This is a genomic window from Serratia montpellierensis (assembly GCF_020858655.1).
Lineage (GTDB): Bacteria > Pseudomonadota > Gammaproteobacteria > Enterobacterales > Enterobacteriaceae > Serratia > Serratia montpellierensis.
This window is the reverse complement of the sequence record NZ_VOSN01000005.1, coordinates 308464-326136: the sequence shown is the minus strand read 5'-3', so window position 1 is coordinate 326136 and position 17673 is coordinate 308464. Positions and strand designations below refer to the sequence as shown.

Here is a 17673-nt window from a genome sequence, read left to right as displayed (position 1 = left end):
CCTACATCTCCAGAAAGTTTTTCAACAGTTGCGCGCCGGCCGCTCCAGAACGTTCTGGATGAAACTGCACGCCGAAGAAGTTGTCTTTTTGCACGGCGGCGGTGAAGGGCTCGCCGTAGTTCGCCTGGGCGATGGTGCTGGGGCATATCGGCATCGCATAGCTGTGAACGAAATAGAAGTAGGCGCCGTCATCGATGCCGCGGAACAGATGGTGGCCCGCCTGCGCGGACACCTGGTTCCAGCCCATGTGCGGCAGCGGCAGGCCGAAGTCGGTCATCTGCTTGACCGGCGTATCGATGAGGCCGAGCGTAGTCACGCCGCCGTTCTCTTCGCTGCTGGCCGCCAGCAGCTGCATGCCGAGGCAGATGCCCAGCACGGGCTGCGTGCAGGCCTTGATCAGTTCGATCAGATCGCGCTCGCGCAGTTGATCCATCGCCGCCTGTGCGGTGCCGACGCCCGGCAGGAACAGCTTGTCGGCGCGCAGCACGATCTCCGGATCGCGGCTCACCTCCGGCTGATAACCCAGGCGCCGCACCGCGTAGGTGACGGAGGCCAGGTTGGCGCAGCCGGTATCCAAAATCACCACGTTCATCACAGCACTCCTTTCGAGCTCGGCAGGGTATTGCCCTCGACGCGGATCGCCTGGCGCAGCGTGCGGCCAAACACTTTGAATAGGCTCTCGACCCGGTGGTGGTCGTTTTTGCCCTTGGTCTTCAGGTGCAGCGTGCAGCCCATGGTGTAAGAGAGCGAACGGAAGAAGTGCTCAACCATTTCGGTGCTGAGATCGCCGACGCGCTGATAGTTGAACTCGGCCTTGTATTCCAGGTGCGGGCGGCCGGAGATATCCAGCGCGCAGCGCGCCAGGCATTCGTCCATCGGCAACACGAAGCCGAAGCGGGCGATGCCGCGCTTGTCGCCCAATGCCTTGTTCAGCGCTTCACCCAGCGCCAGACCGGTGTCTTCCACCGTGTGGTGATCGTCGATATACAGATCGCCTTTGACGTCGATCTCCATGCGGAAGCCGCCGTGGGTGGCGATCTGATCCAGCATGTGATCGAAGAAGCCGACGCCGGTTTTGATCTTGCTGCCGCCTTCGCGATCCAGCCAGACGTTGACGTCGATCTGCGTCTCTTTGGTCACGCGGTTAACTCGCGCATGACGGTCACGCAGGGTCAGCTGGCGCACGATCTCTTTCCAGCCCAGCACGCCGCGCTGGTAACGCAGCCCCTGGATGCCCATGTTTTCCGCCAGTTGCACATCGGTCGGCCGATCGCCGATCACGTAGCTGTGGGCGGCATTCAGCACGCCGGGTTCGAGGTAACCTTTCACCAGCGCGGTTTTCGGCTTGCGGCAGTCGCAGTTGTCCGCCGGCAGGTGCGGGCAGATCAGCACATCGGCGAACTGAATGCCCTGCGAGCTGAGGATCTGCATCATCAGGTTGTGCGGCGGATCGAAGGTTTCCTGCGGGAAACTGGCGGTGCCGAGCCCATCCTGATTGGTGATCATCACCAGCTGATACCCCGCCTGTTGCAGCGCCAGCAGGGAAGGGATCACGTCCGGCTCGAGCGCCAGCTTGTCCAGGCGGTCAACCTGGAAATCTTCCGGTGGCTCGGCGATCAGCGTGCCGTCACGATCGATAAAGAGGATTTTTTGGCTCACATTGGCTCCTGGCGAGTCGGGTTGGCGCCGGGCAGGGCGGACAAAGCGTCCACCACGCGTTGACATTCGTCGCGGGTGCCTATAGTGATGCGCAGGCAGCCGGACAATCCGGGCTGTTTGTTTTGGTCTCGTAAGATAATGCCCTGATCCCACAAGCTTTTAAACACATTACTTGAGGCGGTGAAGCGAGCCAGCAGGTAATTGCTGTCGCTGGCGAAAACCTGCTCGACGCAGGCGCATTTCTCCAGCTGTTGCTGCAGCCAGCTGCGGGTGGCGGCGATATCGGTGACGCGCTGGCGCATGGTGCGGATACCTTCTTCGCTCAGCGCCTGCGCGGCGATATCCGCCACCGGCGTCGAAAGCGGGTAAGGCGCGATCACTTTCAGCAGCAGGGCGATCAGATCTTCGTTGGCGAGCGTAAAGCCGCAGCGCAGACCGGCCAGCGCAAAGGCCTTCGACAGCGTGCGCAGGATAGCCAGGTGCGGATAGTCGCTCAGCCAGCCGGCCACCGAGGCCTGCGGGCAAAACTCGATGTAGGCTTCGTCCACCGCGACGATCGCCTTGCCTTTGGCCAGCTCCAGCAGGCTGCGCAGAGAGTCAGGGTCGATCAGATTGCCGGTCGGGTTGTTCGGGCTGCAGACGTAGATCAGCTTCACGCTGTCCATGCTGTCTGCGATGGCCGGCAGATCCAGCTGCCAGTCCTCTTTGGCGGCTACGGTGCGGCGCTCCACGCCGAAGGTTTCGGCGCTGACGGCGTACATGCCGTAGGTCGGCGGGCAGAACAGAATGGCGTCTTTACCCGGCTCGCAGAAGGCGCGGATCAGCAGCTCGATGCCTTCATCGGCGCCGCGGCTGACCAGCACCTGCTCCTTCTTCACCCCGGCGTAGGCGGCGTAGCGTTCGATCACCAACGCCGGCTGGCACTCCGGATAGCGGTTGAAGGTTTGCGCGGTCAGCTGGAACTCGGGCGCGATCGGGTATTCGTTGGCGTTGAGCCACACATCGCCCTTACCGCCGAGGCGGCGCGCCGATTGATAAGGGGTCAGCTCGCGAACGTTGGCGCGCGCCAGTTTTTCGATGCTCATGCTTGCTCCTTCAGGGCGGCGACGCGCAGGGTCACGGCGTTCTTGTGGGCGATCAGCTGCTCGGCGGCAGCCAGCGTCTCGATGGTGGCGGCCAGGTTGCTGAAGCCCTGCGGCGTCAGCTCCTGCACCGTCATGCGTTTTTGAAAATCGGCCAGCCCCAGGCTGGAGCAGGTGGCGGTGTAGCCGTAGGTCGGCAGCACGTGGTTGGTGCCGGAGGCGTAATCGCCGGCGGACTCCGGCGACCAGTCGCCGAGGAACACCGAACCGGCGCTGGTGATGCCGTCCACCAGCTCACGCGCATTGCGGGTCTGAATGATCAGGTGCTCCGGGCCGTAGCGGTTGCTGATGGCCACGCACTCAGGCAGATCGCGCGCCACGATAAGGCGGCTGCTCGCCAGCGCCTGACGGGCGGTGTCGGCGCGCGGCAGCTCGGCCAGCTGGCTTTCCACCGCTTCGGCCACCGCCTGCGCCATTGCCGCGTCCGGCGTCAGCAGGATCACCTGCGAATCCGGGCCGTGTTCGGCCTGCGACAGCAGATCGGAAGCGACGAATGCCGGGGTAGCGCCGGCATCGGCGATCACCAGCACTTCCGAAGGGCCGGCCGGCATGTCGATGGCCGCGCCGTCGAGGCGCTGGCTGACCTGCCGCTTGGCTTCGGTCACGAAGGCGTTGCCCGGCCCGAAAATTTTCGCCACGCGCGGCACGCTTTCGGTGCCGAACGCCAGGGCGGCGATCGCCTGCGCGCCCCCGACCTGAAACACTTCCTGCACGCCGCACAGCTGTGCCGCATACAGGATCTCATCGGCGATCGGCGGCGGCGAGCACAGCACCACCCGGCGGCAACCGGCGATGCGCGCCGGCGTCGCCAGCATCAGCACGGTGGAGAACAGCGGCGCCGATCCGCCGGGAATATACAGGCCCACCGAGTCGATTGGGCGGGTCACCTGCTGGCAGCGCACGCCCGGCTGCGTTTCGACGTCCACCGGCGGCAGTCGCTGTGCGTTGTGGAAGGTGTCCACGTTGGCGACGGCCACCGCCATCGCCTGTTTGATGTCATCGCCCAGTCGGGCGCAGGCGGCGGCGATCTGCTCGGCGCTGACGCGCAGCGCGGCGACGTCCGCCTTGTCGAAACGGGCGCTGTAGTCACGCAGCGCCCGATCGCCGTTGGCCTTCACGTTGTCGAGGATCTCGCTCACCGTGCGGGTGATGCTGTCGGAAGCGGCGATGGCCGGGCGCATCAGCAGTTCGGCCTGGCGTTCGGCGCTGCACGTTGCCCAATCGATCGGCGTGTTGAAGGTCGACATGGCGTTACTCCATCATCTTTTCAATCGGCAGCACCAGAATCGAGCTGGCGCCGAGCGCTTTCAGTTTTTCCATGGTTTCCCAGAACAGGGTTTCGCTGCTCACCATGTGCATCGCCACGCGGTTCTGCGCGCCGGCCAGCGGCAGAATGGTCGGGCGCTCGGCGCCCGGCAGCAGCGCGACGATCTCGTCCAGCTTCTCGCTCGGCGCGTGCAGCATGATGTATTTGGATTCGCGCGCCTGGATCACGCCCTGAATGCGGGTCATCAGGCGGTCGATCAGCTGCTGCTTGGCTTCCGGCATTTCGCCGTCGCGCTGAATCAGGCAGGCCTTGGAGCGGTAGATCACTTCCACTTCGCGCAGGCCGTTGGCCTCCAGCGTGGCGCCGGTAGAGACCAGATCGCAGATGGCGTCGGCCAGGCCGGCGCGCGGCGCCACTTCCACCGAGCCGTTCAGCAGGCAAGATTTAAAGCGCACGCCCTGCTTGTCGAGGTATTGCTTCAGCAGGTGCGGGTAAGAGGTGGCGATGCGGGCGTCCTGCAGGTTTTGCGGACCGGTATATTCGGCGTCGAGCGGGGTGGCCAGCGACAGGCGGCAGCCGCCGAAATCGAGGCGGCGCAGGGTAAAGTAGCGCGGGTCTTCGCCTTGAGCGCGGCGGCTGAGCAGCTCTTCTTCCAGCACGTTTTCGCCGATGATGCCCAGATCGACCACGCCGTCCATCACCAGGCCCGGAATGTCGTCATCGCGCACGCGCAGGATATCGATCGGCATGTTTTCCGCGAAGGCGATCAGGCGCTGCTGCTGCAGGTTGATCTTGATGCCGCAGCGCGCCAGCAGCTCCTGGGATTCATCGCTCAGGCGACCCGACTTCTGCATTGCGATCCGTAAACGTGTCTTGTCCAGCATGGTAACCTCTGTTTAATCTGTAATTATATGAATTTATTGTAAAAGCTATTCTTTTCTGTCTGTCCGGAGCCAAAAAAAAACCCTCGGAAGAAATCTTCCGAGGGCTCTCTCTTGCGTTCTGCGCGCCACTGGAAGATTAACAAACCGTCTTCCAGCACTCATCGCCTGAAAGACTAGTCAGGGTGATGGTGATGATGGTGGTTGAACTGAACGCGTGTCATGGTGTTTTTCTCTAATCAAAAGCCGGTAAAAACCGTATGCCAATTAAGCTAAACTATCCGCTGTCCACCGCGCAACCCTTTTTTAACGTCATAAATTTAATTTATTGAAACAGGTTAGGTTATTAGCCACAGACGGCTTTACCTAACCTTAAGCCGGGCAGATTGTATCGCCGTGCACAGTGGCGTAGCCTTAGGGGTAGGGCGCTGCGATCTTCAGGAGAGGAAGAGGATGAAAAAGGTAGCCATTATTGGTTTGGGTTGGCTGGGCATGCCGTTGGCGCTGTCGCTGATGGGGCGCGGGTATGATGTGGTCGGCAGCAAAACCACGCCGGACGGCGTCGAGGCCGCGCGCATGAGCGGCATCGAATGCTATCAACTGGAGCTGACGCCGGAGCTGGTGTGCGATCCGGACGATCTGGAATCGCTGCTGCGCGTGGATGCGCTGGTGGTGACGCTGCCCGCGCGCCGCACCGTCGAAGGCAGCGAGAACTATTTTAATGCGGTGCGCATGCTGGTGGACAGCGCGATGGCCTTCGGCGTGCCGCGGGTGATCTTCACCAGTTCCACCTCGGTGTACGGCGAAACCGCCGGCACGCTGCGTGAAGAGTCGCCGCTGCGGCCGGTCTCGCCGTCGGGCCGGGTGTTGGCCGAGCTGGAGCGCTGGCTGCATGAATTGCCGAACACCTCGGTGGACATTCTGCGGCTGGCGGGGCTGGTGGGCGCCGATCGTCACCCCGGCCGCTTCCTGGCGGGCAAACTCGACGTGAAGGGCGGATCGCAGGGGGTGAATCTGGTGCACCAGGACGACGTCATCGCCGCCATCCAACTGTTGCTGAAGCTGCCGAAGGGCGGCCATGTGTACAACCTGTGCGCGCCGCATCATCCGGCCAAACGCGAATTTTATCCGGCGCTGGCCGAACAGCTGCACCTGGCGCCGCCGCAGTTCGCCGACGAAACGGAACAGGATGAGCGGCTGGTGGACGGCAACCGCATCTGCAACGAGCTGGGTTTTGAGTACCAGTATCCCGATCCGGCGCGTATGCCGGTCAGTTAAGGCGGCATACGTCGTTTAAAGCGGGAAAAGGTGGCTCGTCACAAAGTCGACGAACAGCCTGATTTTGACTGACAGGTGGCGGCCCGACGGCCAGAGGACATGAAAAACCATGTTCTCGCGGTCGTATTCATCCAGAACCGTCACCAGGCTGCCCTGTTCCAGCTGTCTGCGTACGGCGATCTCCGGCAAATAAGCGATGCCCAGCCCTTGTTCGGCGAAGCACACCTGCGGATCGAGGGTATTTGTCACCATGCTGGCCGGCCGTTCGGGGATCATCTCCGTCTTGTCTCCCAGCGGCCAAACATCCAGTTTTCCTGTGCGGGGAAAGCGATAATGCAAACGGGCATGGCTTGTCAGATCCTCGGGCTTGCGCGGTATACCCGCTTGGCTGAAATAGCTTGGCGCGCCAACGAAAACCTTGCGGCAGGTCCCCAACCGGCGGGCAACCAGCCGTGAATCGCTCGGAGTGCCGCTGCGGATAACGGCATCGAAACCTTCCTCAATCACGTCAACCAGCCGATCCGAATAATCAATATCCAGCTCGATCTCAGGATAGCGGCGCTTGAAGTCCCCCAGTTTTGGCATGAAAAGCGTGCCCAGCGACGGGAGACTGATACGCAGCTTGCCCTGAGGCGTTCCCCGCGTTTGCAACAGTTCGGCTTCTGCCTCTTTCACCTCACTCAAAATGCGTCGGCACCTTTCCAGGAACAAGGCGCCTTCCGGCGTCAGGTTGACCGTGCGGGTGGAACGGTGAAACAGGCGCACGCTGAGCCGCTCCTCCAGCCGGGCGATGGTTTTGCTGACCGCCGACGCGGAGATCCCCAGCTGTTGCCCGGCTGCCGTGAAACTGCGGCTTTCACTGACCCGCACGAAAACGTCGAGAGAACCCAGACTTTCCATAGGCTTCCATTCTATTGATGAACTTTATGTCATGAGTGTTGTTCACTTTAGCCTGTTTTTCTTTTATCAGCGAGTGGGCAGCATGATGCAAACGTCATCCGCGATGGGCGGAAACATCTTTGAATGGGGAGTGATTAATGAATCAAACGACGATATCTGCGCCTGCCGGGGGCATCGAGCGGTTGCCGCTGGGCGGCCTGCTGGCGTTGGCGATGGCCGCTTTCATCACGCTGCTGACCGAGATCATGCCGGCGGGCGTGCTGTCTTCGATCGCGGGCGATTTGAGCGTGTCTGAAAGCCTGGCGGGGCAGTTCATCACCGCCTATGCGGTGGGCGCGTTGGTCGCCGCCATTCCGCTCACCGCATTGACGCAGGGCATGCGGCGGCGCCCCTTGCTCTTGAGTGCGATCGGCGGTTTTGCCATCGTCAACCTCGTCACGGCGCTGTCGCATGATTACCACGTCTCATTGGCGACGCGTTTCTTCGCCGGCGTTTTCGGCGGCATCGTTTGGTCCTTGCTGGCCGGTTACGCCGTGCGCATGTCGCCGGCCCATCTTGGCGGCCGCGCTATTGCGATCTCCGGCGCCGGCGCCACCCTGGCGCTGGTGCTCGGCGTACCGCTCGGCACGTTGCTTGGCCGAGCCATCGGCTGGCAGGGCGCCTTTGGCCTGATGACGTTGATGGCGGTGATGCTCGTGGTGTGGATCATCGCCATCGTGCCGGATTTCCCCGGCCAGGCTAAGGCGCATCGCCCGTCTCTGAGCGGCGTATTCTTGCAATGCGGGATCCGCGCCGTGCTGTTCGTGGTGTTCACCTTCATCGTTGCCCACAACATTCTGTATATCTACCTGGAGCCTTTCCTCACGCCGTCGGGGTTATCCGAGCGGGTCGATATCGTGCTGTTTATCTTCGGGCTGGGCGCGATTGCCGGATTGGGCGTCGCCGGGATGCTGGTCGATCGACGAGTCCAATCTCTTACGGTAATGAGCATCGTCACCTTTGCCCTCGCCGCCGTGCTGCTGGGGAGTGGGGGACGGATAGCCCCGATGGTTTATCTCGCGGTCGCATTGTGGGGCGTGGCTTTCGGCGGTTTCGCCACCCTCACTCAGACGGCATTGTCACGCCTTTCCGGCCGCGCGGCCGATATGGCGCAGTCCATGTATACGACGGGCTGGAATACCGCCGTGGCCGCCGGTGGCGCGATCGGCGGCATGCTGCTCGACAAGGGCGGAGCGGCCTCTTTCGCCTGGGCCATTATCGGGCTCCTCATCCTGTCTTTAACCGGCACGCTGTTTGCCATGAATCGGGCGCTGGCCTCTCAGCGATGAGGCGATTGGCGTGCGGCGCGCGCCAAATCCTCCAGCAGCGCGTTCAACGCCTCGTCGGGCTGAACGGGGCGCCTGACCAGGCTGAGCGTGGCGCGGTAAGAGAGCGCCGCGCCGCCCAACTGCCGCAGCAATCCCTGTTCCACCCAGCGCGCCGCGTAGTGGGTGGGCAGATAGCCGAGACAGGTGCCGCTCAGCACCAGATGGGCGACGCTTTCCATATGATGGGCCACCGCCGCCAAGTGAGGCGGTGCGATCGGGCACAGCTGCTGCGCCAGCAGGTAGCCGCGCTTGACCCAGCGCGCGTTTTCAATCTGTTCGCGATCGGGGGCTTCCACCGCGAACAGCGGGTGATCCGCGCTGCAGTAAATCGCCTGCGTTTCCTCCAGCCACGGCTGATAACACAACGCCTCCAACTGTTGGCCAAAGTAGCCGATGCCCAGATCGAGCTGCCGGTGCAGCAGCCCTTGCTCAATCTCGTTCGGCGAACAGATGCGGCACTGCAATTGCACGTCCTGATGTCGACGTTGGAAGTGCTGGATGGCCTGGCTGAACGGATTGCCCGGCAGCGAAACCAGGTTATCCACCAGACCTATCTGCAGATCGCCGGTCAGCAAGCCGTTCAGCGACTGACTGACTCGGGTGAAGTCGCGGGCGGCGTTGAACAGCGAGCGGCAGGCGATCAGCATGCGTTCGCCCTTGGGCGTCAGTCGGAAGCCGGAGCGGCCGCGTTGGCACAGGCGAAAACCCAGCCGGGTTTCCAGCGAGGCCAGGTGGGTGCTGATGGTGGATTGGTTCATCAGCAGGGTTTCCTGTGCGGCGCTGACGCCCTGGGCTTCCGCCACCGCGACGAACACCCGCAGCAGTTTCAGATCGATATCGCTTAGGTTGGTGAGCATTCCCCCTCCGCAGAACGTCGGCCGGTTAACCCATTTTTAACATCAAAGAAATAGGGGCGACGCTAAAGATATGGCCTTCCTTATGGCATGAAGTGGAAATAAAAATCAATACTTCAATAAGTTAGTTGCATCGCGTTTTTCGATGTTTACATGCAAAAGCGGGAATGGTAGCCGGGGTGGCCAACGGGGTAGTCTGCGAATGTTGCTCAAATGTTTCAATTCATCGCAGATAAAGACAAGGAAACGCCATGCTGAACCAACCCCAAAGCGGTAACGACATGCCGCGCTTTGCCGGTATTCCCACCATGATGCGCCTGCCCGCCGCCGATCAGGCGCACGGTCTGGATGCTGCCTTTGTCGGCATTCCGCTGGATATCGGCACCTCCAACCGCAGCGGCACCCGCTATGGCCCGCGCCAGATCCGTCAGGAGTCGGTGATGATCCGCCCTTACAACATGGGCACCGGCTCCGCCCCGTTCGAACGGCTGCAGGTGGCCGATCTGGGGGATGTCGCCATCAACCCTTACAGCCTGGCGGACAGCGTGCAGCGTATCGAGGCGGCTTACCACGAGATCCTGGCGCACGGTTGCATGCCGTTGACGCTCGGCGGCGACCACACCCTGACGTTGCCGGTGCTGCGCGCCGTCGCCCGTCGGCATGGTCCGGTCGGGCTGATCCACGTCGATGCGCATTCCGACACCAACGAGGAGATGTTCGGCGAACAGCTGGCGCACGGCACCACCTTCCGCCGCGCGTTCGAGGAGGGGCTGCTGGCGCCGGAAAAGGTGGTGCAGATTGGCCTGCGCGGCAGCGGCTATGCGGCGGACGATTTTGACTGGTCGCGCCGCCAGGGCTTCCGCGTGGTGCCGGCCGAGGCCTGCTGGCACCGGTCGCTGACGCCGCTGATGGCGGAGATCCGCGAACAGATGGGCGATGCGCCGGTTTACCTCAGCTTCGATATCGACGGACTGGATCCGGCCTTCGCACCGGGCACCGGCACGCCGGAAGTCGGCGGGCTGTCGGTCTGGCAGGGGCTGGAGATCGTGCGCGGCTGCCGTGGGCTGAACCTGGTGGGCGGCGACGTGGTGGAGGTGTCGCCACCTTACGATCGCTCCGGCAACACGGCGCTGCTGGCCGCCAACCTGCTGTTTGAAATGTTGTGCGTGCTGCCGGCCCGCTGAGGCCGGTGCGCTGACCCTACCGGCGGAGCGGTTGCGTCGGGGCCCCTGATAACAATAACAACGGAGTGGAGGTACCCATGAATCTCGATCTGCTGGTCGTGGTGTTTTACTTTCTGGTGATAGGCGCGGTGGGGTGGATGGGCATTCGCCGCGCCAATTCCAAAGAGGCGTATCTGGTCGCCGGGCGCAACCTGGGGCCGGGGCTGTATCTGGGCACGCTGTCGGCGGTGGTGCTCGGCGGCGCGTCAACCATCGGCAGCGTCAAGCTCGGCTACACCTACGGCATCTCCGGCGCCTGGCTGTGCGGCGCGCTCGGGTTGGGCATCGTGGTGCTGAGCCTAGTACTGGCCAAGCCGCTGCTCAAGCTGAAGCTGTATACCGTCAGCCAGGTGCTGTCGCGACGCTATCACCCGGCGGCGCGGGTCACCAGCGGCGCGATCATGCTGGCGTATGACCTGATGGTGGCGGTGACCTCGATCATCGCCATCGGCAGCGTGATGCAGGTGATGTTCGGCCTGTCGTTCAGTGCGTCTATCCTGCTCGGCGGCGGGCTGGTGGTGCTGTATTCGACGCTGGGGGGCATGTGGTCGCTGACGCTGACCGACATCATTCAGTTCATCATCATGACCGTCGGCATGATGCTGGTGCTGATGCCGATGAGTATCGTCAAGGCCGGCGGCTGGGAAGCCTTCACCAGCCAGCTGCCCGCTGGTTACTACCAGCTGTCGTCGATCGGATTGGACACCATTCTGGTGTTCTTCCTGATCTACTTCTTCGGCATTCTGATCGGCCAGGACATCTGGCAGCGGGTGTTTACCGCCCGCAGCGCCAACGTGGCGCGCTTCGCCGGGCTGGGGGCGGGCGTCTATTGCGTGCTGTACGGCGTGACCGGCGCGCTGATCGGCATGGCCGGCAAGATCGTGCTGCCGTCGCTCAGCAACACCGACGGCGCCTTTGCCGCTATCGCGCAGGCGGTGTTGCCGGTCGGCGTCAGCGGGCTGGTGGCCGCCGCGGCGTTGGCGGCGCTGATGTCCACTGCCAGCGCCTGCCTGCTGGCCTCTTCCACCATCGCGCTGGAGGACGTATTGCCGGCCATCCGGCGGAAACCTTCCGGCGGGTTGGCCGCCGGGCGCTTCACCACGCTTTTCATGGGCGTGGTCATGCTGGGGCTGGCGTTCGTGGTGCGGGACGTGCTGGCGGCGCTGACGCTGGCTTACAACCTGCTGGTGGGCGGCATGCTGATCCCGCTGGTGGGGGCGATCTTCTGGCCGCGCGCCACCAGCGCCGGCGCGATTGCCAGCATGCTGACCGGCAGCCTGTGCGTGGTGGGGCTGATGGCCTGGCACGGCATCGACGCCAACAGCCCAATCTACGGCGGCCTGCTGGGCGGCGGCGTCGCCTTCGTGTTGGGCAGCCTGTTGAGCCGCCCGACGCCGCAGCTGCAGCCGCAAACCGAACGTTGAGACGACGAGGCTAATGACCGCGACGAGGTGGAACATGAACAATCGCAATGTGGCGTCACGCCCAAAAATTGAAGTGCGCTCGATAGACTATGTGCCCCGTCACGAGCGGCATGGCAAGGTTTGGCATCAGGCGCCGTTTTGGTTCACCGGCAATTTCGTTTTGACGACGATGGTGGTCGGTTTCACCGGCCCGGCGTTGGGATTGGGCGCGCTTTATTCGATGCTGGCCATTGCCGTCGGCGTAGGGTTCGGCACGTTCTTCATGGCGTGTCATGCTAATCAGGGGCCGCGCATGGGACTGCCGCAGATGATCCAGTCGCGGGCCCAATTCGGCCTGCGTGGCGCCATCGTTCCCTTTACCGCCGTGGTGTTTGTTTACATCGGTTTCAACGTGTTCAACGTTATTCTCGCGACCGATGCGATCAACACGGTGTTGCCGGGCCACCGTCTGCCTTGGTATGCGTTGCTGATTGCGGTGGCCGTGCTGTTGGCGATCGTCGGCCACGACATGCTGCATGCGGTGCAGCGCTGGCTGACCTATGTGATGATGGCAGTGTTCGGCGTGCTGACGGTCGGCGCCGTGTTGTCGTTGCGGATGGATGCCGCCGCCGGCGCCGGGCATTTCTCGTGGGCGGCCTTTTTGATTCAGCTGTCGGCCGCCGCCGGCTACCAGATCAGCTACGCGGTGTATGTTTCCGACTACTCGCGTTATTTACCGCATGAAACGCCGTCTGCCAACGTGATCTTTTGGACTTACCTGGGGGCGGCCGGATCGGCGCTTTGGCTGATGTCGCTGGGCGCATTTCTGGCTTCAGCCATACCGGTCCCCGATGCGATCGGCAGCGTACAGGCGGTGGGTAATGCCGTTTATCCGGGGTTTGGCACGCTGGCCGTGCTGATCGCCGTACCCTCGCTGGTCGGCATCATGGCGGTCAACTGTTATGGCGCAATGCTGACCAGCCTCAGCGCGATTGACGCGTTTTGCAAAGTGACGCCGACGTTGAGATTACGCATGATCGGCATTGGCGTCGTCGCCCTGACGGTGTTTGCGGTGGCGATGGCCATCCCGGCGAGCTACCTCGCCAGCTTCAATACCTTCGTGCTGCTGATGCTGTATTTCCTGGTGCCCTGGACGGCGGTGAATCTGATGGACTTTTACGTGGTGCGCGGCGGGCATTACGCGATCGGTGAAATCTTCAACCCGGCGGGGATCTACGGCCGCTGGGGGCGCCCTGGCCTGACGGCTTATGCGATCGGCCTGCTGGCGATGGTGCCGTTCATGACGTTGGGCTTTTACACCGGCCCCTTTGCTGTTTTACTGGGCGGCGCGGATATCGCTTTTCTGATCGGCCTGCTGGTGGCCGGGAGCGTTTATATCGTAATGTGCCGAAAGCTCGATCTCGAAGCCGAACGGCGGGTGGCGTTGCGCTGCGAGGGTTTATTGGAAGGAGAACGGGAGTGAAGGAAAAAATCAGCGTCGCATGCTGCCAGTTAGCGTTGCGGGTCGGGGAAGCGGAACACAATCGGGCGCTGTCCGCCCAGGCTATCCGCCGGGCGGCGCAGCGCGGCGCCAACGTCATCGTGTTGCCGGAGTTGGTGAACAGCGGCTACGTGCTGCGTGATAAGGCAGAGGCGCGCGCGTTGGCCGAGGCCGAAGACGGGCCTAGCCTCAGCCTGTGGCGGGGCCTGGCGCGCGAGTTGGATGTGGCGATCGTCGCCGGTTTTTGCGAACGCCTGCCTGATGGCGAGGTGGCCAACAGCGCGGCATTGATCGATGCGCAGGGGGTGAGGGCGATTTATCGCAAAGCGCACCTGTGGCATGAAGAGAGCACCATTTTTACCGCCGGCGATCGGCCGCCGCCGGTCATCGAGACCCGCTTCGGCCGCTTGGCGGTGATGATCTGTTACGATCTCGAATTCCCAGAGTGGGTGCGGCTGCCGGCGCTGGCCGGCGCTCAGCTGCTGTGCGCGCCGGTCAACTGGCCGCTGGCGCCGCGCCCGCAGGGTGAACGGCCGGCGGAGATGGTGAAGGCGCAGGCCAACGCCGCCGTCAATCGGCTGTTCATCGCGGTGTGCGATCGCTGCGAAACGGAGCGCGGCGTTGCGTGGATCGGCGGATCGGTGATTGTCGACGCCGATGGTTATCCGTTGACGCAGAGCCTGGAGGGCGAAGGCATGGTGCTGGCATCGATGGATATCGGCGCAGCCGATGACAAGCACATCGGCCGCCACAATCACGTGCATCGCGATCGACGGCCGATGCTGTACTGAAGCAACGGGGCGGCCGGTGGATCCGGCTGCCTCGCAGAGCGTCTTTGCCGGCGGGAAAAGCCGCCGTTTTGGCGCTACAGCCAGCCCGATTTCTTCAGCTTCTGATACAGGAAAATGCAGCCGACGGCGGTCACTCCCAGCGTGGCGTGATAGGCCCACGGGAACTTCAGCTCCGGCATGTCGGCGAAGTTCATGCCGTACAGGCTGAAGATCACCGTCGGGATGGCCAAAATCGCGCCCCAGCCCGCCAGCCGTTTCACCACTTCGTTTTGTTTGACCGTCACCAGCGCCAGGTTGACGTGCATGGCATTGGTCAGCATTTCGCGCATGTCGTCGATGTTGCTGACCACTTGATGCGCGTGATCCTGCACGTCGCGCACGTAGGCGCGCAGCTCTTTCGGAATCACCTCTTCGTGCAGGCGGATCAGCTGGTTGCAGATTTCATCCATCGGCAGCGCGGCGTTGCGCAGCGCCAACAGGTGGCGGCGCAGGGTATAGACGTTCTCGATCGCCGCCTGATCGAAGTCCGACTGGAACATGTTGGCTTCGATGTTCTCGATGGTGCTCTCGAAGCGCGTCACCACGCTGCGGTAGTTGTCCACCACGAAGTCCAACACCGAATAGAGGGCGAAGCCCGGCCCGCGGCACATCTGCTTGTGGTTCTCTTCCGCCTTGGCGCGGATCGGCGCGTAGCTGGGCGAGGCGCCGTGGCGCACCGTCACCAGAAAGTTTTTGCCGACGAAGAAGTGGGTTTCGCCGTATTCGATTTCGTCGTGTTCGCCCCACTGCGCGGTTTTCACCACGATGAACAGCGAGTCGCCGTAGGTTTCCAGCTTCGGCCGCTGATGTGCGCACAGCGCGTCTTCGATCGCCAGATCGTGCAGGCCAAACTCCTCCTGCACCTTGCGCATAAACGCCGGCTCCGGCTGCCGCAGCCCCAGCCAGACGAAGGTGTCCGGCTGTTTGACCTCCTCGCTGATATCGTCGATGGTCACTTCGCCCAGCCGTTGTCCGGCTTTGTACGCCACACAGTTCACCACCATGCTTTTGCTGTCCATCCGTCCATCCATTAATCAGTCAGGGTTTTGGTGAGAAAATAACACTCATGTTCCACCGGATAATCTTTCAGCGTCATTTGCAGCTGATAGCCGAGTTTTTCGTAGAACGGCCGCGCCTGGAAGCTGAAGGTGTCCAGGCGAGCGTAGCGGCAGCCGCGCGCCTGCGCCTCGCGTTCGGCGGCGCGCATCAGCCGGCCGCCGAGGCCGCTGCCGCGCTGGGAGTCGGCCACCCACAGCCACTCGACGCTCAGCCAGTTGCCCCAGGTTTCGGCGGTCAGCCCGCCGATCACCGTGCCGGCCTCGTCGCGCGCATAGACGCTGAGCGGCTTGCGGTGACGGGCGTCGATATGGGGCAGGTTGTAAGCGCGCAGGCCTTGCCTGATCGCATCGAGGGTGTGTTCGTCAATCGCGTCGGTAACGGTAATGTCCATGATTCCTCCTGGGTGATGCGTTAACTTAAGCACACTACGGCCAAAAGGCAACCTATTGAAATGTAATGCAAACGACCACATCCGCTGAGTGGGCTACACTAAACGGGTCATTTCACCCCAGGAGGACGCCATGCCCCGATTGACTTTGCTGGCCGGTTTGCTGCTGTGCAGCGGCCTGCTGCACGCTGCGCCGACGGTCAGCCAACTGCAGGACGGCCTGGAACACCCGTGGTCGCTGGCCTTCTTGCCGGCGGAACAAGGCCTGCTTATCACCGAACGGCCCGGCCGGCTGCGGCTGTGGCAGCAGGGCAAAGGCCTGTCGCCGCCGATCGCCGGCGTGCCGCAGGTTTACGCCGAGGGGCAGGGCGGCCTGCTGGAGGTGTTGCCGGCCCCCGACTTCGCCGCCAGCCGCCGGGTGTACCTCAGCTTCGCCGAACCGGGCGAGGGCGGCAAAGCCGGCACGGCGGTCGGCTACGGCCGTTTGAGCGACGACGGCGCGCGGCTGGAAAATTTCAAGGTGATCTTCCGCCAACTGCCCAAGCTGTCGGTCGGCAATCACTTCGGCGGCAAGCTGGCGTTCGACAGGCAGGGCTACCTGTTTATTGCGCTGGGCGAAAACAACCAGCGGCCGACGGCGCAGGAGACTGGCAAGCTGCAGGGCAAGCTGGTGCGGCTGACCGCCGAGGGCGCGGTACCGCCGGACAATCCCTGGGTCGGCCAGGCCGGCAAACGGCCGGAGGTCTGGTCTTACGGCCACCGCAATCCGCAAGGGCTGGCGTTGAACCCGTGGAGCGGCGCGATCTGGGAACATGAGCACGGCCCGCGCGGCGGCGATGAGCTCAACATCCCGCTGCCGGGTAAAAACTACGGCTGGCCGCTGGCCACCTACGGCATCAACTATTCCGGCCAGCCGATCCCGGAGGCCAAAGGAGAACGGGTGCCCGGCACCGAACAGCCGCTGCACTATTGGCGGGTTTCGCCCGGCCTCAGCGGCATGGCATTTTATGACGGGCAGCGCTTCCCCGCCTGGCGGCACTCGCTGTTCATCGGCGCACTGGCGCAAAAGGAATTGATTCGTCTGACGCTGGAAGGTGACAAGGTGGTGGCGGAAGAGCGGCTGCTGGGCGATCGCGGCGAACGCATCCGCGAGGTGCGCAGCGGGCCGGACGGCTACCTGTATCTGCTGACGGACGAACGGGACGGCAAGCTGCTGAAGGTCGGGGCGTCGTAACGCCCCGCACGCATCAGGTGAGTTCGCTCATCACGCCGCGCTGATAGGCCGGGCGATCGCGCAGCTGCTGATACCAGCGTTCCATATTCGGCCGCGAGCGGCGGGCGATCGGCATCTCGAACCAGCCGTAGGCGAAGCTGCCGAGCGGAATATCGCCGAAGCCGAATGCGTCGCCGGAGAGGTAAGGCTGGTGCGCCAGCGTCTGTTCAATGACGTCGAAGTGTTTTTCCAGCGTGGCGATCGCCGCTTCGATTTTCGCCATGTCGCGCAGCTCCGGCGCGGTGCGGATCAGGCCCCAAAAGACGATGGTGAAGGCCGGAACGATGGTCGAGGTGGTCCAGTCCATCCATTTCTCGGCGGCGGCGCGCGCCTGCAGATCTTGCGGATAGAACGTCGCGTCGCCGAATTTCGCCGCCAGGTAGCGCACGATGGTGTTGGACTCCCACAGCACGAAGTCATCGTCCTGCAGCAACGGCACCAGGCCGTTCGGGTTCAGCGCGCGGTAACTCTCTTCGTTGACCTTGCCGAACGCGCCGCCGGCGTTGATGTGGGTATAGCTCAGCCCCAGTTCGGCGGCGCACCACAGCACCTTCCTGACGTTGTTCGAATTCTCACGACCCCAAATGGTCAGCATGGGATAACTCCGTTAGCGGATTAAAGACCCTTAATACCTACGCCACAATGCGC

At 62.9% G+C, this 17673-nt stretch carries 18 protein-coding genes and 1 other annotated feature; of the genes, 7 read left to right on the top strand and 11 right to left on the bottom strand.

Features of this window, described 5'->3' with window-relative positions:
• Position 1: 1 nt before the first annotated feature.
• From hisH to hisL, 6 genes are all read right to left on the bottom strand, one after another.
• Positions 2–592, bottom strand: coding sequence for an imidazole glycerol phosphate synthase subunit HisH (gene hisH / locus FUU19_RS06915; RefSeq protein WP_033637766.1), 591 nt, complete (start codon positions 590–592; stop codon positions 2–4).
• A complete protein-coding gene (gene hisB / locus FUU19_RS06910) occupies positions 592–1659 on the bottom strand; it encodes a bifunctional histidinol-phosphatase/imidazoleglycerol-phosphate dehydratase HisB (RefSeq protein WP_033637767.1) in 1068 nt (355 codons plus the stop codon). Before hisB ends, hisH begins: the two co-directional genes overlap by 1 nt.
• Complete coding sequence (hisC, locus tag FUU19_RS06905) at positions 1656–2744, bottom strand: histidinol-phosphate transaminase (protein ID WP_197832846.1); 1089 nt, start codon at positions 2742–2744, stop codon at positions 1656–1658. The genes hisB and hisC overlap by 4 nt, the downstream gene beginning before the upstream one ends.
• A complete protein-coding gene (gene hisD / locus FUU19_RS06900) occupies positions 2741–4048 on the bottom strand; it encodes a histidinol dehydrogenase (RefSeq protein WP_141969893.1) in 1308 nt (435 codons plus the stop codon). Before hisD ends, hisC begins: the two co-directional genes overlap by 4 nt.
• A gap of 4 nt (positions 4049–4052) precedes the next feature.
• The gene (gene hisG, locus FUU19_RS06895; protein WP_049202244.1) at positions 4053–4952 is read right to left on the bottom strand and encodes an ATP phosphoribosyltransferase; all 900 of its coding nucleotides are present in this window, start codon (positions 4950–4952) and stop codon (positions 4053–4055) included.
• Positions 4953–5023: 71 nt separating this feature from the next.
• Positions 5024–5150, bottom strand: a sequence feature (His leader region).
• A complete protein-coding gene (gene hisL / locus FUU19_RS06890) occupies positions 5126–5173 on the bottom strand; it encodes a his operon leader peptide (protein WP_100396937.1) in 48 nt (15 codons plus the stop codon). (Overlaps the previous feature by 25 nt.)
• Positions 5174–5402: 229 nt before the next feature.
• Between hisL and FUU19_RS06885 the strand changes: the two genes are divergently transcribed.
• Positions 5403–6227: an SDR family oxidoreductase gene (locus tag FUU19_RS06885; RefSeq protein ID WP_197832844.1), complete on the top strand. Its 825-nt coding sequence runs from the start codon at positions 5403–5405 to the stop codon at positions 6225–6227.
• Positions 6228–6242: 15 nt separating this feature from the next.
• Here the strand turns inward: FUU19_RS06885 and FUU19_RS06880 are convergent, their stop codons facing one another.
• Entirely contained in the window at positions 6243–7127 is an 885-nt protein-coding gene (locus FUU19_RS06880; protein ID WP_230490258.1) for a LysR family transcriptional regulator, read from the bottom strand.
• 137 nt (positions 7128–7264) lie between these two features.
• Here FUU19_RS06880 and FUU19_RS06875 point away from each other — a divergent pair, with 137 nt between their 5' ends.
• Positions 7265–8455 (top strand): MFS transporter, encoded by a 1191-nt coding sequence (locus tag FUU19_RS06875; protein ID WP_230490259.1) that lies wholly within the window; start codon positions 7265–7267, stop codon positions 8453–8455.
• Here the strand turns inward: FUU19_RS06875 and FUU19_RS06870 are convergent.
• Positions 8446–9351: a LysR family transcriptional regulator gene (locus FUU19_RS06870; protein ID WP_230490260.1), complete on the bottom strand. Its 906-nt coding sequence runs from the start codon at positions 9349–9351 to the stop codon at positions 8446–8448. The genes FUU19_RS06875 and FUU19_RS06870 overlap by 10 nt on opposite strands.
• Before the next feature lie 248 nt (positions 9352–9599).
• Here FUU19_RS06870 and speB point away from each other — a divergent pair, with 248 nt between their 5' ends.
• The 4 genes from speB (at position 9600) to FUU19_RS06850 (ending at position 14266) form a co-directional block, all read left to right on the top strand.
• A complete protein-coding gene (gene speB / locus FUU19_RS06865; protein WP_174136005.1) occupies positions 9600–10532 on the top strand; it encodes an agmatinase in 933 nt (310 codons plus the stop codon).
• 77 nt (positions 10533–10609) lie between these two features.
• On the top strand, positions 10610–11995 hold the full coding sequence (locus tag FUU19_RS06860) for a sodium:solute symporter family protein (RefSeq protein ID WP_230490261.1): 1386 nt from the start codon (positions 10610–10612) through the stop codon (positions 11993–11995).
• Between the two features lie 34 nt (positions 11996–12029).
• Positions 12030–13457, top strand: a complete 1428-nt coding sequence (locus tag FUU19_RS06855) for a purine-cytosine permease family protein (protein ID WP_230490262.1) — start codon at positions 12030–12032, stop codon at positions 13455–13457.
• Positions 13454–14266, top strand: coding sequence for a nitrilase-related carbon-nitrogen hydrolase (locus FUU19_RS06850; protein ID WP_230490263.1), 813 nt, complete (start codon positions 13454–13456; stop codon positions 14264–14266). The genes FUU19_RS06855 and FUU19_RS06850 overlap by 4 nt, the downstream gene beginning before the upstream one ends.
• A gap of 74 nt (positions 14267–14340) precedes the next feature.
• Here the strand turns inward: FUU19_RS06850 and FUU19_RS06845 are convergent, their stop codons facing one another.
• Together FUU19_RS06845 and FUU19_RS06840 are read right to left on the bottom strand one after the other, a co-directional pair.
• Complete coding sequence (locus tag FUU19_RS06845; RefSeq protein WP_230490264.1) at positions 14341–15324, bottom strand: magnesium and cobalt transport protein CorA; 984 nt, start codon at positions 15322–15324, stop codon at positions 14341–14343.
• An 11-nt stretch (positions 15325–15335) separates the two neighbouring features.
• On the bottom strand, positions 15336–15755 hold the full coding sequence (locus FUU19_RS06840) for a GNAT family N-acetyltransferase (RefSeq protein WP_033654621.1): 420 nt from the start codon (positions 15753–15755) through the stop codon (positions 15336–15338).
• Positions 15756–15885: 130 nt separating this feature from the next.
• Here FUU19_RS06840 and FUU19_RS06835 point away from each other — a divergent pair, with 130 nt between their 5' ends.
• Positions 15886–16986, top strand: a complete 1101-nt coding sequence (locus FUU19_RS06835) for a PQQ-dependent sugar dehydrogenase (RefSeq protein ID WP_230490265.1) — start codon at positions 15886–15888, stop codon at positions 16984–16986.
• A 13-nt stretch (positions 16987–16999) separates the two neighbouring features.
• On the opposite strand, the gene FUU19_RS06830 is transcribed toward FUU19_RS06835, so the two are convergent.
• A complete protein-coding gene (locus tag FUU19_RS06830; protein ID WP_060432761.1) occupies positions 17000–17620 on the bottom strand; it encodes a glutathione S-transferase family protein in 621 nt (206 codons plus the stop codon).
• Positions 17621–17673: the final 53 nt, after the last annotated feature.